A 15,512-nucleotide genomic window follows, 5' to 3' on the forward strand; every position below is an offset into this window, starting at 1 on the left:
GAACACCCATGAACACCCAGACCCGCGAGACCACCTCCATGTCAGATGCCCGGGGCAAGGCAGGCACCCTGGTCGAGGCCCTGCCCTGGATCCAGCGCTTCGCCGGCACCACCATGGTGATCAAATACGGCGGCAACGCCATGGTCAACGACGAGCTCCGCCGTGCCTTCGCCGAGGACGTCGTCTTCCTGCACCACGTCGGGATCCATCCGGTGGTGGTGCACGGCGGCGGCCCGCAGATCAACGCCATGCTCAGCCGGCTCGGGATTGAGTCCGAGTTCAAGGGCGGGCTGCGCGTCACGACGCCCGAGGCCATGGACGTGGTCCGGATGGTCCTCACCGGCCAGGTGGGACGCGAACTCGTGGGCCTGATCAACTCGCACGGCCCGTACGCCGTCGGGATGTCCGGGGAAGACGGCGGCCTGCTGCGCGCGGTCCGCACCGGCACCGTGGTGGACGGCGAAGAGGTGGACCTGGGCCTCGTCGGGGAAGTCGTCGGCGTGAACCCCGAGGGCATCCTGGACATCATCGCGGCCGGCCGGATCCCGGTGATCTCCACCGTGGCGCCGGAGATCTTCGACGACAGCGCGGCAGAGAGCACCCTGCGCGCGCAGACCACCGGGCAGGTCCTGAACGTCAACGCGGACACCGCAGCCGCGGCCCTGGCCGAGGCCCTCGGCGCCTCCAAGCTGGTCATCCTCACCGACGTCGAGGGCCTGTACGCCAACTGGCCCGACCGCTCCTCGCTGATTTCCTCGCTGACGGTCTCGGAACTGCGCGGGCTGCTGCCGAGCCTGGAATCGGGCATGATCCCGAAAATGGAAGCCTGCCTCAAGGCCGTCGACGGCGGCGTGGAACGCGCGCACATCGTGGACGGCAGGCTGCCGCACTCGATGCTGCTGGAAACCTTCACGACTGCGGGCATCGGCACGCAGGTCGTCCCGGACGAGGACAACGCATGAACCAGCTGGAAAAATCCCCCGAACTCAGCGACATCGTCGGGACCCGCGGACCCGGCACGGGAGCCGACTGGCTGGCCCGCTACTCCTCCTCGCTCCTGGGTGTGTTCGGCACCCCGCAGCGCGTCCTGGTCCGCGGTGCCGGCTGCCTCGTCTGGGACGCCGACGGCAAGGAATACCTCGACCTGCTGGGCGGGATCGCCGTCAACGCGCTCGGCCACGCGCACCCCTTCGTGACCTCCGTGATCTCCAGCCAGCTCGCCACCCTGGGCCACGTCTCCAACTTCTTCACGAGCCCCACCCAGATCGCCCTGGCCGAGAAGCTTCTGGAACTCAGCCACGCGCCGGCCGGTTCCAAGGTGTTTTTCGCCAACTCCGGCACCGAAGCCGTCGAGGCGGCCTTCAAGCTGGCCCGGCGCAATACCGGCGCCAGTCCGGACAACACAGTGAAGCCCCGCACCAAAATCATTGCCCTCGAGGGCGCCTTCCACGGCCGCACCATGGGCGCCCTCGCGCTCACCGCGAAGGAAGCGTACCGGGCGCCGTTCGCCCCGCTGCCCGGCGGCGTCGAACACATCCCCTTCGGTGACATCGACGCGCTCCGGGCTGCGGTGGACGAGACCACCGCCGCCGTTTTCCTAGAACCGATCCAGGGGGAGGCGGGCGTCCGGCCGCTGCCACCCGGGTACCTGCAGGCCGCGCGGGAGGCCACAAGTGCCGCCGGCGCCCTGCTGATCCTGGACGAGGTCCAGACCGGCATCGGCCGCACCGGCAAGTGGCTCGCCAGCGAGGACGCCGGGATCGTGCCCGACGCCGTCACCCTCGCCAAGGGCCTCGGCGGCGGCTTCCCGATCGGCGCGCTCGTGACCTTCGGGCCGGCAACGTCCGCGCTGCTGACCGCCGGCCAGCACGGGACCACGTTCGGCGGCAACCCGGTGGCCACCGCGGCGGCCCTGGCCACCCTGCACGTCCTGGAAAACCAGCAGGTCCTGGCACATGTCCGGGTTGTGGGGGAGCACCTGCGGGCCGGCCTCGCCGGAATTGACGGCGTGACCGAGGTCCGCGGCGAAGGACTGCTGATCGGCTTTGACCTGGACGCCGACGTCGCCCCCGCCGTTGTGGCCGCAGGCCTTGAGGCGGGCTTCATCATCAACAGCCCTGGCCTGCACACGATCCGCCTCGCGCCGCCGCTGATCCTGACCACCAGCCAGGCCGACCTCTTCCTCGCGGCACTGCCCGCCCTCCTCCGCACCGCAAAGGACGCCCAGTGAATACGACCGTGACCACCCGCCACTTCCTTAAGGACACCGACCTCACCCCCGCCGAGCAGGCCGAGGTCCTGGACCTTGCCGTCCGGATGAAGGCGGCCCCCTACAGCGTGCAGCCGTTCGCGGCGGAGGGCAGCGGACGCAAGACCGTTGCCGTGATCTTCGACAAGACCTCCACCCGGACGCGCGTCTCCTTCGCCACCGGCGTCGCGGACATGGGCGGCAACGCGCTCATCATCAACCCGGGCGAGGCGCAGATCGGCCACAAGGAATCCGTCGAGGACACCGCCAGGGTCCTGGAGCGCATGGTGTCCACGATCGTCTGGCGCACCGGAGCCCACGCCGGGCTCCTCGCCATGGCGGCGAACTCCCGGGTGCCGGTCATCAACGCCCTGTGCGATGACTACCACCCGTGCCAGCTCCTGGCCGACCTGCTCACCATCAAGGAGCACAAGGGCGGCCTGGCCGGCCTGACCATGAGCTACCTCGGCGACGCCGCCAACAACATGGCCAATTCCTACCTGCTGGCCGGCGTCACAGCCGGCATGCATGTCCGCGTCGCCGGACCCGACGGCTACTTGCCGTCCGCGGAGATCATCGCGGCGGCCGAGGACCGGGCGGCGGAGACCGGCGGCTCGGTGCTCGTCACGGTGGACGCCGCCGAGGCGCTGCTCGGCGCCGACGTCGTCGCCACCGACACCTGGGTCTCCATGGGCCAGGAAGAGGAGAAGGAAGCCCGGCTGCAGCTGTTCCGCAGCTACGCCGTGGACGAAGCGGCGATGAAGCTCGCGGCGCCGGACGCCGTCGTGCTCCACTGCCTGCCCGCCTACCGGGGCTATGAGATCGCCGCAGCCGTGATCGACGGCCCGCAGTCCATCGTCTGGGATGAGGCCGAGAACCGGCTGCACGCCCAGAAGGCCCTGATGGCCTGGCTGATGCACCGCTCCGGCCTCGCCGTGGTTGAAGGACTGGCGCCGCTTGAGGGACCCGCGTAGTGTCCGCCCAGCCCGCTTCACCGGGGGCCAGCCCGGCCACCAAAACCGCCCGGCAGGCGCGCATCACCGCGATCCTGACCGGCGAGTCGGTCCGCTCGCAGGCGGAACTGGCGGCCCTGCTCGCGGACGACGGCGTCCAGGTCACCCAGGCCACGCTGTCCCGGGACCTCGTGGAACTGCGTGCCGTCCGGGTCCGGGGCAAGGACGGCGTGCTCGTCTACGCGGTGCCGGGGGAGGGCGGGGAACGGGCGGTCAAGAGCGGCGTGACCCAGGAGATCCTCGACGCGCGGCTGGCCCGGCTCTGCGGGGAACTGCTGGTTACCGCCGAAGCGTCCGCGAACATCGTGGTGCTCCGGACGCCGCCGGGGGCGGCCAACTTCCTGGCCCTGGCCATCGACCACTCCGTGATGCCCTCGATCCTGGGCACGATCGCGGGGGACGACACCTTGCTGCTGGTGACCCGCGATCCGCTTGGCGGCGCGGCCCTGGCGGCCCGGTTCCTGCAGCTCGCCGAGGAAGCCGGCCAATAAACTTGCACCAGAGAACTTGCACCACAGAATTAAGAACCAAACAACTAAGGAGCATGTGAAGTGACTGAGCGTATTGTGCTGGCCTACTCCGGTGGCCTCGATACTTCCGTAGCCATCGGCTGGATCGGTGAAGCGACCGGCGCCGAGGTCATCGCCGTGGCGGTCGACGTCGGACAGGGTGGCGAGTCGCTGGAGACGATCCGCCAGCGTGCCCTGGGCTGCGGCGCCGTCGAAGCCTACGTGGCTGACGCGTCCGACGAGTTCGCCAATGAATACTGCATGCCCACGCTGAAGGCCAACGCCCTCTACCAGGGCCACTACCCGCTGGTCTCCGCGATCTCACGCCCGGTGATCGTCAAGCACCTGGTCAAAGCCGCCCGCGAATTCGGAGCCACCACCGTGGCGCACGGCTGCACGGGCAAAGGCAACGACCAGGTCCGCTTCGAGGTCGGCATCCAGACCCTCGGCCCGGACCTGAAGTGCATCGCGCCGGTCCGCGACCTCGCCCTGACCCGCGACAAGGCCATCGCCTTTGCCGAGGAAAAGGGGCTGCCGATCGAGACCACCAAGAAGAACCCCTACTCGATTGACCAGAACGTCTGGGGCCGCGCGGTCGAAACCGGGTACCTCGAGGACATCTGGAATGGTCCCACCAAGGACATCTACGACTACACCGCGACCCCGGAATTCCCGCCGGCCCCGGACGAGGTCACCATCTCCTTCGAGGCCGGCGTCCCGGTCGCGATCGACGGCGTCAAGGTCACCCCGCTGCAGGCCATCAAGGAACTCAACCGCCGCGCCGGTGCCCAGGGCGTCGGCCGGATCGACGTCGTCGAGGACCGCCTCGTCGGCATCAAGTCCCGCGAGATCTACGAGGCGCCCGGTGCCATGGCGCTCATCACCGCGCACAAGCACCTCGAGGACATCACCATCGAACGCGAACAGGCCCGCTTCAAGGCCACGGTGGGCCAGCGCTGGTCCGAGCTGGTCTACGACGGACAGTGGTTCTCGCCGCTCAAGCGCTCCCTCGACGCCTTCATCGAGGACACCCAGCGCTACGTCACCGGCGACATCCGCATGGTGCTGCACGGCGGCCAGGCGATCGTCAACGGACGCCGCTCGGAGACCTCGCTCTACGACTTCGACCTCGCCACCTACGACACCGGCGACACCTTCGACCAGTCGATGGCCCGCGGCTTCATCGAGCTGTGGGGCATGTCCGCCAAGGTTGCCTCGGGCCGCGACATCCGCGTCGCAGGCCAGTAGTGGCGTCGGCTACGAATACAGGTGCGCTGTGGGGCGGCCGGTTCGCCGGCGGCCCCGCGGACGCCCTCGCCGCGCTGAGCAAGTCCACGCACTTTGACTGGCGGCTGGCCCGCTACGACATCGCCGGGTCCAAGGCGCACGCCCGCGTGCTGCACAAGGCCGGACTGCTCGACGACACCGAGCTGGCAGGCATGCTCGACGCCCTGTCGCGGCTGGACGCGGACGTGGCCTCCGGCGCCTACCTGCCCGCGGAGTCCGACGAGGACGTGCACGGATCCCTGGAACGCGGCCTGATCGAGCGGGCCGGCACCCAGCTCGGCGGCAAGCTCCGCGCCGGCCGGTCCCGGAACGACCAGGTGGCGACGCTGGGCCGGATGTTCCTGCGCGACCACGCCCGGATCATCGCCCGCGGCGTGCTCGCCACGATCGACGCCCTCGTGGGCCAGGCCACGTCGCACCGCGGTGTGGCCATGCCGGGCCGCACCCACCTCCAGCATGCCCAGCCGGTCCTGCTCAGCCACCACCTGCTGGCCCACGCCTGGGCGCTGCTGCGCGATGTGCAGCGGCTTCAGGACTGGGACAAGCGCGCCGGGGTTTCGCCGTACGGCTCCGGCGCCCTGGCCGGCTCCTCGCTGGGCCTGGACCCGGAGGCCGTGGCCGCGGAGCTGGGCTTCTTCTCCGCCACGCACAACTCGATTGACGGCACCGCCTCCCGCGATGTCTTCGCCGAGTTCGCGTGGATCACGGCCATGATCGGCGTGGACCTGTCCCGGGTCTCGGAGGAAGTGATCCTCTGGGCCACCAAGGAATTCTCCTTCGTGACGCTGCACGATTCCTACTCCACCGGCTCCTCGATCATGCCGCAGAAGAAAAACCCGGACGTGGCCGAGCTCGCGCGCGGCAAGGCCGGCCGGCTGATCGGGAACCTGACCGGGCTGCTGGCCACCCTGAAGGGGCTGCCGCTCGCGTACAACCGCGACCTGCAGGAGGACAAGGAACCGGTCTTCGACGCCGCCGACACCCTGGAGGTCCTGCTTCCGGCCGTCTCCGGCATGATCGCGACCCTGACGTTCAACACCGAACGGATGGAATCGCTGGCTCCTCTTGGCTTCGCGCTGGCCACGGACATCGCCGAATGGCTGGTCCGCCAGGGTGTTCCGTTCCGCGAGGCGCATGAGCTCTCCGGTGCCGCGGTGAAGCAGGCCGAAACCCGCGGCGTCGAGCTCTGGGACCTGACGGATGAGGAATACGCCGCCATCTCGGAGCACTTGACGCCGGAGGTCCGCACGGTCCTGTCCACCGAGGGCTCGCTGAACAGCCGGAATTCCCAGGGCGGCACCGCGCCGGCCGCCGTCGAGCGCCAGTTGCTGGCCCTTGAGGGCGAGCTCGCCGGCGTCCGCCGGTACGCGGGCGAGTAACCGGGGCGGGCATCACACCCACGCGAGGGGGCATTTCGCGGCAATGTTTTTCGTAAACACTGCCGTGAAATGCCTCCTCGCGGCGCTTAAAGTGGGTACATGAGCGAATCCTTCCGCCAGTACCTGCGCGCCCTGCCCGATTTCCCCGAGGAACTTCCGGACTTTGACCCGTCCACCGCCCCCGCGGACCCGGCGGAGCTGTTCCGCCAGTGGTTCGGCCAGGCTGTTCAGGCCGGCGTGCCGCAACCCAACGCCTTCAGCCTTGCCACGGTAGACGGGCTCGGCCGGCCATCCTCCCGCATGCTGATCCTCAAGGACCTCGACGACGACGGCTGGCAGTTCGCGAGCTCACGCGCCTCCCGCAAGGGCCGGGAACTCGCGGCCAACCCGCACGCCGCGCTCAACTTCTACTGGCAGCAGCACGGCCGGCAGGTGCGGGTGGCCGGGACCGTCGTGGAGCTCTCCGCCGAGGCCTCCGCCGCCGACTGGCACGCCCGGCCCGGTGCCGACGGCAGCGAGAACCCGCACTGGCAGCTCTACGCCCTACGCCCCCGCGAGCTCGAATTCTGGCAGGCCCGCCACGACCGGCGCCACATCCGCCACCACTACGGTCCGGCCGGGCTGGGTTAATCCCGGTTAGCCCGGCAGCTCGGCTAGGATGGCGCCATGACCCCCATCACCCCAGAAAATCTGCTGTCAGAACTCCGCCGCGCGGCCGTCACGATCACCGGAATCGCCGCGAAGCTGACGGACCACGACGTCGTGGCGCCCTCGGAACTGCCGGACTGGACCCGGGGCCACGTGCTGGCGCACATCAGCGGCATTTCCAACGCGATGGCCCGCCAGCTCGAATATGCCGCCCGGGGCGAGAGCATCGAGCTGTATGACGGCGGCTTCGAAGGCCGCACCCGCGCCATTGACCTGGCCGCCGGGCACACCATCGAGGAACACCGCGCCGATGTGGACGCCGCCGTGGCACGGGCCCTGCGCGCCTTCTCGGCACTCGATGCGGCCGGCTGGCAGGAGCCGGTCAGCTACCGCGGGGGAGTCGTGTTCGACGGCGGCCTGGCGCTGTGGCGCGAACTCACCATCCACGCCACGGATCTGGGCACGGGCCGCGGCCCTGAAACCTGGAGCCGGCCGTTCTGCGAACAGCTCTTCGAGTTTCTCGCTGACCGGGTGCCGGCCGGCGATCGGCTTGTGCTTCAGCCCCTCGGCCTGCCGCCGGTGACGATCGGCAGCGGCGGCCGGTCCACGGTGATCAACGGCATGCTGACGGACATCGCTGCGTGGCTCGCCGGACGCACACCCACCCTCGGCAGCTTGCGCGCCACCGCCGCCGCCGACGGCGTCGACCTCCCGGCGCTGCTGCCCTGGCCCGCCGGAGTGCCGGTAGACCGGTAGGCCCGGCGGCAGGGCCAGCGTTCCGTGCCTATTTCAGGGCGCGCGCCAGGTGCCGCTCCCGCTCCAGCAGGCTCTCCTTGATGGCCAAACCCCAGCGGAAGCCGCCGAGGCTGCCGTCGGTGCGGATGACGCGGTGGCAGGGCACGAACAGCGCCGCCGCGTTGAAGGCACAAGCGCTGGCCGCTGCCCGGACGGCCTTCACATTGCCGGACAGCTCGGCATAGTCGGTGTACGTCACCGGGTGGCCCGGTTCCACGCTCCGGAGCACCTCCCAGGCGTGTCCGCGGAACGGGCCGGACTTCTGCAGGACCGGAACCTCCCTGGCCGCGGCCGGGTTGCCCGCGTAGAAATCCCCCACGGCCGCCGAGATGGCACCCAGATCCGTGACGGGTTCATACTCCGTGGGCAGCAGGTCCGCGTGGATCTGCCCGGTCAGCTCACCGGGAACGGCCGTCCAGCCCGAGGCCAGCACGGCCCCGTCCCGCGCAATGATGGTGAACGGGCCATCCGGGGTGGACATGGTTAACAGCTGGGCTTTCATGGGGTCACTTTCTCGAGGAGACGGTTCTGTGCGCGGGCGGCGGACGGTGTTTCCGTCCGCGCGGCGGCCTGTGCTGCCGCGGCCGAGCGCCACAGGTGCATGGTGGCGTAGGACCGCCACGGGCTGAGCTCGCGGAAATCAGGACTGAGGTCACGGCCGCCGGAAACGCCGGCGAGTGAGCGGATACCGTTCCGCACGGCGGCGTCGTTGGCCAGGAAAACATCCGGGGCCCCGATCACGCGCATCGCAACGTACCCCACGGTCCAGGGACCGATGCCGGCCAGCGGAAGAAGCTTCGCCTCGAGCCCGCGCAGGTCCTCGCCATAGCCGAAATCGAGCTCACCGGAGGCCATGGCCGCGGCGGCCGCCCGGATGGAGTCGATGCGCCGCGCCGGGCCCCGCAGCAGTTCGAAACCCGTTTCCGCGATCTGGCCCGCGGTGGGGAATAGCCGGTGCAGGCCTTCGGCCGGGACAAGGCTTCCGCTCCCGGACTCGGCGAGCCGGACGAGCGCGGTCCGGGCGGCTGCCACGGTGATCTGCTGCCCGATCATGGCGCGGATCAGGAGCTCCTGCGGGTCGACGGCGCCTGGCATCCGCATGCCAGGGACGCGTGCCACGCTGTCGGCGAGCCGCGGATCGGCCCCCAGCGCGCCGTCAATGGCGACCGGGTCCGCGTCCAGGTCCAGCAGCCGGCGGACCCGGCTAAGCAGGGAGGCAAGGTCCCGGAGGTCGACGGCGCCGATCGTCAGCACCAGCGGACGTCCCCTTGCCCCGGCGTCGAACTCCACCCGGAAGCGGGCATCGCCATGGGCAAGCCGCAAGGTCCGGGCGTAGAAGGTGGGCGATCCGTCTTCGATCCCAGGGATGGCGCGGACCGCGAGGAAAGCGAACACGCTGGGATCGAACGGATCCCGGTACGGCAGGTTCAGTGTCAGGGCCGTCGAGGATACCGCCGTCGAGGACACCGCTGTCAGTCCCGGCGGCCGGTGGTGCCGGGCGGTGGCCCGCAGCGCCGAGGGGGTCATGGCGAACACTTCGCCGATAGTCCCGTTGAACTGGCGGACGCTGCTGAAGCCGGCAGCGAACGCAATGTCGGCAACCTTCATCTGGGTGGACACGAGCAGGGTGCGGGCGGTCTGGGCGCGGCTGGCCCGGGCCAGTGAGAGGGGACCGGCGCCGAGTTCATGGCTCAGGATCCGGTTGAGCTGCCGGGAGGAGTAGCCCAGGCGGGCGGCGAGCCCTTCCACGCCGTCGCGGTCAATGACACCGTCGTTGATCAGCCGCATGGCCCGGCCTGCGATGTCAGAGCGGAGGTTCCACGCCGGCGTGCCGGGGACCGCCTCGGGCAGGCACCGCTTGCAGGCCCGGTAGCCGGCGTCGTGCGCGGCGGCGGAGGTTTCGTAGAACGTGACATTTTCCGACTTGGGGGTCCTGGCCGGGCAGGAGGGCCGGCAGTAGATGCCCGTTGTGCGGACAGCGGTGAAGAACTGCCCGTCGAAACGGGTGTCCCGGGCGTCGATTGCCCGGTAGCGCTGCCAGAAGTCCATTCGTCCATCCTGCCAGCTTCCCGTGGCTGCTGCTAGCGGAAATCGGACACGGCCGTAGACCCTCTGGAGGGAGTGCAAGTCAGGGTTTGTTAACGGGGGTTTGTTAACGAGGATTTGTTAAAGGGTTTGTTAAAGTCGGAAGATGAGTTCCAGCCATGCAGACGGTGAAGTCCGCGCAGGTCTTCGCTCCACCACCGCGCTGTCCGCCGCACTGTCCGCCGGCAGCCTGCGGGAAGTGCTCTCCGGGGACCCCCGGCATGTGGCGGCGCTGGTGCTGGGCGCTGTACTGACGCACGACGGGCCGGACGGTCCCGTGTCCGTCCGGATCACGGAGGTGGAAGCCTACCTCGGCCCGCGCGACTCCCTGCACCCCGATCCCGGCTCTCACACCTTCCGGGGCGCCACGGCCCGCAACGCCCCTATGTTCGGGCCGGCCGGCCATCTTTACGTCTACTTCACCTACGGCATGCATCACTGCGCCAACATCGTCTGCGGTCCGGAGGGAGTGGCGTCCGCCTTGCTGCTGCGTGCCGGCGAGATTGTTGCGGGAGAGGACCTTGCCCGTGCCCGGCGTCCGACGTCGAAATCCCCCAGGGACCTGGCCAGCGGACCGGCGAGGCTTGCCACAGCGCTCGGACTGACGACGGCGGACAGCGGCCGGGACGCCCTCGGCACCCCGTTCCGCCTGGAACTGCCGCCCGCCCCGGCGTCCGGGATCAGTTCAGGGCCCAGGGTCGGCGTCTCCGGAGCAGGCGGCACGCACGACTACCCCTGGCGTTTCTGGCTCAGCGGCGATCCCACGGTTTCCCGCTACAAGGCGGCGAAGCTGCGCACGGGGTGATTCCAGGGACGTCGGCGTGCCCATGGAGCCAGCGTCCGCACGGCAGCCCGTAAGGTAGACGGGTGAATCAACGCGCTAAGGACCAGATCAACAGCACTGCGACGGTGGACGAGCTGATCAACAGCCTGTGCGCCACCATCCCGGACTATCCCCAACCCGGGATCAGCTTCAAGGATTTGACGCCGGTCTTCGCCGACGGGGCCGCCCTGAAGGCCGTCGTCGATGCGCTGGTGGCACCGTTCAAGGGCCAGTTCGACGCCGTCGCCGGCGTGGAGGCCCGCGGGTTCCTGCTCGCAGCCGCCGCGGCGTACTCCACCGGCACCGGGGTGATTACCGTCCGCAAGGCCGGCAAGCTCCCGCGTGAAGTGGTCTCCGAGGATTATTCCCTGGAATACGGGACGGCCACCTTGGAGTTGCACACCACGGACCTGGCGGCGGGAAGCCGGGTACTGATCCTTGACGACGTGCTCGCCACCGGCGGCACGCTCGGCGCGGCGGTCCGGCTCTTTGAGCGGTGCGGCGTCCAGGTTGCCGGCGTGGGCGTCGTCCTGGAACTTGATGAGCTGCAGGGGCGCAGTGCCCTGGGCGGACACCAGGTCAGCTCCCTGCTGCGCGTGTAACCGGAGCATTCCGGCTGTCCCGGTACACTTCCTGAGAAGTTCACGGCGCGTTTGCCGAATTGGTTGTAGAATGGTGGGTCTGTCTTTTTCGATAGGGGAACGTTCGATGCACGACGCTGATTTGGTCCATGAACGCGATTATGTGGCCGGACTCTACGCCCGGCTCGATGAGTTGCGGGCGGAAAAGCGCGCCCAGCTGGCCCAGGTGCGCCGTGCCGGCGCGGTGGGCACCATGCAGAACGTCTCGGAGCGTGACGCCTTTGCGGCGATGTACGAGGACCGCCTCGCCCAGCTCGACGCCGTCGATGACCGCCTCGTGTTCGGCCGGCTTGACCTTGACAGCGGGGAGGCCCAGTACATCGGCCGTATCGGCCTGACCACCGAGGACCTCCAGCGCCTCATGCTGGACTGGCGCGCTCCCGAAGCCGGCCACTTCTACCAGGCCACCGCGTTCGACCGGCAGGGCGTCCGGCGCCGCCGCCACCTGATCCTGCAGGGCCGCGAGGTCAAGGCCATCGAGGATGACGTTCTGGACGCCGACATGCTCGCCGACGTCGATTCGCTCCAGGGCGAAGGCGCGTTGCTGGCAGCGCTGAATTCCAAGCGGACCGGCCGGATGTCCGACATCGTCGGAACCATCCAGTCCGAGCAGGACCGGATCATCCGCTCCTCCATCTCCGGAGCCCTCGTGGTTCAGGGCGGACCGGGCACCGGCAAAACCGCCGTCGCGCTCCACCGCGCCGCCTACCTGCTCTACACCCACCGGGACCGCCTCAAGACCGCCGGGGTGCTGCTCGTGGGACCGTCGTCGTCGTTCATGAAGTACATCGAACGCGTGTTGCCTTCGCTCGGCGAGACCGGCGTTGTGATGGCCAGCGTGGGGCGCCTGATGCCGGGCATCAACGCCGTCCCCGAGCCGGAGTCCGACGTCGCCGCGATCAAGGGGCGGCTGGACATGGTGGACGTCGTGGCCAACGCCGTGGGCAACCGCCAGCGGATCCCCGCCGAAAACCGGATCCTTGAAGTCGACGGACGCAAGCTCGTCCTGACTCCGCGGCAGGTCCGCCGGGCCCGGGATAAGGCACGCGCCACGGGCAAGCCGCACAACGAGGCCCGGGTTTCCTTCGTCAAGATCCTGCTCCGCGAACTGACCGAACAAATGACGGAACTGGTGGAGGCGGGCAGCATCGGCAACAACGCCGACCGCTCCTACCTGGCCGAGGACGTCCGCTCGGCCCGCGACGTCCGCATCGCCCTCAACTTGTGCTGGATGCCGATGACTCCGGAAAAGCTCGTGGGGGAGCTCCTGAGCAAGCCGGCCGTCCTGGAAGCCTGCACGCCGAACCTCAGCCCGGCGGAGCGCGCACTGCTGCTCCGGCCCGCGGATGCTCCCTGGACCGAAGCGGACGTCCCGCTCCTGGACGAGGCCGCCGAACTGCTCGGCGAGCTCGACCCGGCCGCCGGCAGGGGACTGGCACAGCAGGAGAACGACCGGGCCCGTGATATCGCCAACGCCAAGCAGACCCTGGTCAACATGGAAACCGCAGGTGTGGATGTCCTCATCTCCGCGGAGGAACTTGTGGACCAGAACCAGGAACGCGAGGCCAGGCTGACCGCCGCGGAGCGTGCCACGACCGACCGCAGCTGGGCCTTCGGGCACATCGTGGTGGACGAGGCGCAGGAACTCTCGCCGATGCAGTGGCGCCTCCTGGTCCGCCGTTGCCCGCTGAAATCCTTTACCATCGTGGGCGACATCGCCCAGACGAGCTCCGTTGCTGGCGCCAATTCCTGGCAGGGCGCCCTGGCCCCGATGTTTGGGGACCGCTGGCAGCTCGAGGAACTCACGGTCAACTACCGCACGCCGTCGCAGATTGCCGAAGCGGCCGCCCGGATGGCCACGGCGGCCGGCCTCGTCGTTTCGGCCCCGAAGGCGGTCCGGGAAGGCCGCTGGTCCCCGATCATCGACCGCGTCGAGCCCGGCCGGATCGTCAGCAAACTGGTTGAGGTCCTTCCGCAGGAGCTCGGAGCCCTGGACGGCGGCCTGCTGGCCGTCATTGCCGACGGCGCCCTCCTTCCGGAAGCCACTGCCGCGCTGCGCGCCGTCTACGGCCGCCGCGTCGGAACGGGCGCCGGCAGCTATGTGCAGGACATCGTCGTCATCAGTCCCCGTGAGGCCAAGGGACTGGAGTTCGACGGCGTCGTGGTGCTGGAGCCCTCCGCCATGCTCAACCACGAGCACGGCCGCGTCGGCGACCTCTACGTGGCCATGACCCGGGCCACCCAGCGGCTGCGGCTCATCGCCGCCGCCCCCGTCCCGGCAGGCATCGAAGACTAGGCTGCCCGGCGGCCACACGCGCTCCGGATGCCCCGATCCTGCTACCTTAGATTCCGTGTCCCCGCTAAATGATGATCTCCGTTCCCAGCACAATGACCCCGGCTTCGCCAATATCTGGCAGGAGCTGAAATGGCGCGGCCTTGTCCACGTCTCCACGGATGAGGCGGAGCTCGAAAAGCTTCTCGCCGGTGATCCCGCGACGTACTACTGCGGCTTCGACCCGACGGCGCCGAGCCTGCACCTGGGCAACCTGGTCCAGTTGCTGCTGATGCGCCGTATCCAGCTGGCCGGCCACTTGCCCCTGGGACTGGTCGGCGGCTCCACCGGCCTGATTGGGGACCCCCGGCAGAGCGCCGAACGCGTGCTGAACACCCCCGAGACGGTGGCGGAATGGGTCGGCAAGCTCCAGGCCCAGGTACAGCGCTTCCTCAGCTTCGAGGGGGACAACGCCGCACGGATGGTGAACAACCTGGACTGGACGGCGCCGCTGAGCGCCATCGACTTCCTGCGCGGGATCGGCAAGCACTTCCGCGTCGGCACAATGATCAAGAAGGACATTGTTGCCAACCGGCTCAATTCCGACGAGGGCATCAGCTACACGGAGTTCAGCTACCAGATCCTGCAGGGCATGGACTACCTCCAGCTGTTCCGCGACTACGGTTGCGTCCTGCAGACCGGCGGCTCCGACCAGTGGGGCAATCTCACCAGCGGGACCGATCTCATCCGCAAGGTCGAGGGCAAGCACGTCCACGCGCTGGGCACGCCGCTTATCACCAACGCTGACGGCACCAAGTTCGGCAAGAGCGAGGGCAACGCCATCTGGCTGGATCCGGAGATGTGCAGCCCGTACGCCTTCTACCAGTTCTGGCTCAACACCGCAGACAGCGACGTCGCAGCCCGCCTCAAGATCTTCACATTCCTGGGCCGGGCAGAGATCGAAGCCCTGGAAGTCTCCGTGGCCGAGCGGCCGTTCGCCCGGGAGGGCCAGCGGAAACTCGCGTACGAGGTGACATCGCTCGTCCACGGCGTGGGCGCGACGGAGAAGGTCATTGCCGCGTCGGCTGCGCTGTTCGGCAACGGCGACCTCACGGTCCTGGACGAGGCCACGCTCAGGGCGGCCACCTCTGAACTGCCGACCGCGTCTGTCGACGCCGGCGCGCTCGGCATCATCGACCTGCTGGTCGCCACAGGGCTCTCGGAGAGCAAGTCCGCGGCCCGGCGCACGGTAGGGGAGGGCGGGGCCTACGTGAACAACACCAAGGTCGCTGATCCCGAGGCGGTCATTGGGTCAAGCCAGCTGCTGCACGGACGGTACCTGCTCCTGCGCCGGGGCAAGAAAAATCTGGCGACAGTGGACGTCTCGGCGTCCTAGCCAGTGGCGCTACGCGTCCCGTGACAGCGGTTGACCGCTCCTTCCCGTCCTTCCAGGCTGATTTGCACGGCCGGGAAGGAGCGTGTAGTGTCTTCTCAGTCGCCACCGATGAGTGGCGAACGACCCCCACTAAATAGAGAAGCGTTTTCAACTGCATTTACGCGGACATGGAAAATTGCTTCAAATTTTGGTGGGCGGATTCGTAGCACGAAGTGAATTTCGAGGGAATATCCCGGATTTGCAAAGTGAATATGAATGAAATAAGATGTAAACATCGCAGCGAAGGAAAGCGAAACAAAAGAATTCATTGACTTGAATTGTTTCGACAAGTATTCGAATGTGTCTGTTGTTTGAGAACTCAATAGTGTGCCAAGTTTGTTGATACCAATTTATTGTATTGGATTGGTTGTTTTGCC

The 15,512-nt window shown here is 68.4% G+C and carries 15 protein-coding genes; 12 read left to right on the forward strand and 3 right to left on the reverse strand.

Going from position 1 to position 15,512, the window contains the following annotated elements; all coding sequences use genetic code 11:
• Positions 1–8 precede the first annotated feature (8 nt).
• From argB to BJG92_RS03355, 8 genes are all read left to right on the forward strand, one after another.
• Positions 9–962, forward strand: coding sequence for an acetylglutamate kinase (argB, locus tag BJG92_RS03320; RefSeq protein ID WP_232082599.1), 954 nt, complete (start codon positions 9–11; stop codon positions 960–962).
• On the forward strand, positions 959–2,230 hold the full coding sequence (locus tag BJG92_RS03325; RefSeq protein ID WP_232082600.1) for an acetylornithine transaminase: 1,272 nt from the start codon (positions 959–961) through the stop codon (positions 2,228–2,230). Before argB ends, BJG92_RS03325 begins: the two co-directional genes overlap by 4 nt.
• Complete coding sequence (argF, locus tag BJG92_RS03330) at positions 2,227–3,222, forward strand: ornithine carbamoyltransferase (protein WP_232082601.1); 996 nt, start codon at positions 2,227–2,229, stop codon at positions 3,220–3,222. The genes BJG92_RS03325 and argF overlap by 4 nt, the downstream gene beginning before the upstream one ends.
• Positions 3,222–3,752 carry an arginine repressor gene (locus tag BJG92_RS03335; protein WP_232082602.1) on the forward strand — a complete coding sequence of 177 codons (531 nt, stop codon included), beginning with the start codon at positions 3,222–3,224 and terminating at the stop codon, positions 3,750–3,752. The genes argF and BJG92_RS03335 overlap by 1 nt, the downstream gene beginning before the upstream one ends.
• Positions 3,753–3,812: 60 nt before the next feature.
• A complete protein-coding gene (locus BJG92_RS03340; RefSeq protein WP_232082603.1) occupies positions 3,813–5,018 on the forward strand; it encodes an argininosuccinate synthase in 1,206 nt (401 codons plus the stop codon).
• A complete protein-coding gene (gene argH / locus BJG92_RS03345) occupies positions 5,018–6,436 on the forward strand; it encodes an argininosuccinate lyase (RefSeq protein WP_232082604.1) in 1,419 nt (472 codons plus the stop codon). The genes BJG92_RS03340 and argH overlap by 1 nt, the downstream gene beginning before the upstream one ends.
• Before the next feature lie 99 nt (positions 6,437–6,535).
• Positions 6,536–7,066, forward strand: coding sequence for a pyridoxal 5'-phosphate synthase (locus BJG92_RS03350; protein WP_232082605.1), 531 nt, complete (start codon positions 6,536–6,538; stop codon positions 7,064–7,066).
• 36 nt (positions 7,067–7,102) lie between these two features.
• Positions 7,103–7,840 (forward strand): maleylpyruvate isomerase family mycothiol-dependent enzyme, encoded by a 738-nt coding sequence (locus tag BJG92_RS03355; RefSeq protein WP_232082606.1) that lies wholly within the window; start codon positions 7,103–7,105, stop codon positions 7,838–7,840.
• A gap of 28 nt (positions 7,841–7,868) precedes the next feature.
• On the opposite strand, the gene BJG92_RS03360 is transcribed toward BJG92_RS03355, so the two are convergent.
• Together BJG92_RS03360 and BJG92_RS03365 are read right to left on the reverse strand one after the other, a co-directional pair.
• The gene (locus BJG92_RS03360) at positions 7,869–8,381 is read right to left on the reverse strand and encodes a methylated-DNA--[protein]-cysteine S-methyltransferase (RefSeq protein ID WP_232082607.1); all 513 of its coding nucleotides are present in this window, start codon (positions 8,379–8,381) and stop codon (positions 7,869–7,871) included.
• Entirely contained in the window at positions 8,378–9,928 is a 1,551-nt protein-coding gene (locus BJG92_RS03365) for an AlkA N-terminal domain-containing protein (protein WP_232082608.1), read from the reverse strand. The genes BJG92_RS03360 and BJG92_RS03365 overlap by 4 nt, the downstream gene beginning before the upstream one ends.
• Before the next feature lie 142 nt (positions 9,929–10,070).
• On the opposite strand from BJG92_RS03365, the gene BJG92_RS03370 reads away from it, so the two are divergent.
• The 4 genes from BJG92_RS03370 (at position 10,071) to tyrS (ending at position 15,096) form a co-directional block, all read left to right on the forward strand.
• Positions 10,071–10,769 carry a DNA-3-methyladenine glycosylase gene (locus BJG92_RS03370; RefSeq protein WP_232082609.1) on the forward strand — a complete coding sequence of 233 codons (699 nt, stop codon included), beginning with the start codon at positions 10,071–10,073 and terminating at the stop codon, positions 10,767–10,769.
• Between the two features lie 62 nt (positions 10,770–10,831).
• Positions 10,832–11,389, forward strand: coding sequence for an adenine phosphoribosyltransferase (locus BJG92_RS03375; RefSeq protein ID WP_232082610.1), 558 nt, complete (start codon positions 10,832–10,834; stop codon positions 11,387–11,389).
• Between the two features lie 106 nt (positions 11,390–11,495).
• The gene (locus BJG92_RS03380; protein WP_232082611.1) at positions 11,496–13,724 is read left to right on the forward strand and encodes an AAA family ATPase; all 2,229 of its coding nucleotides are present in this window, start codon (positions 11,496–11,498) and stop codon (positions 13,722–13,724) included.
• 55 nt (positions 13,725–13,779) lie between these two features.
• On the forward strand, positions 13,780–15,096 hold the full coding sequence (gene tyrS / locus BJG92_RS03385) for a tyrosine--tRNA ligase (protein WP_232082612.1): 1,317 nt from the start codon (positions 13,780–13,782) through the stop codon (positions 15,094–15,096).
• Positions 15,097–15,191: 95 nt separating this feature from the next.
• On the opposite strand, the gene BJG92_RS03390 is transcribed toward tyrS, so the two are convergent.
• Positions 15,192–15,404 carry a hypothetical protein gene (locus BJG92_RS03390; protein WP_232082613.1) on the reverse strand — a complete coding sequence of 71 codons (213 nt, stop codon included), beginning with the start codon at positions 15,402–15,404 and terminating at the stop codon, positions 15,192–15,194.
• Positions 15,405–15,512: the final 108 nt, after the last annotated feature.

The organism is Arthrobacter sp. SO5 (genome assembly GCF_020532805.1).
In the GTDB taxonomy this organism is placed as follows: Bacteria; Actinomycetota; Actinomycetes; order Actinomycetales; family Micrococcaceae; genus Arthrobacter.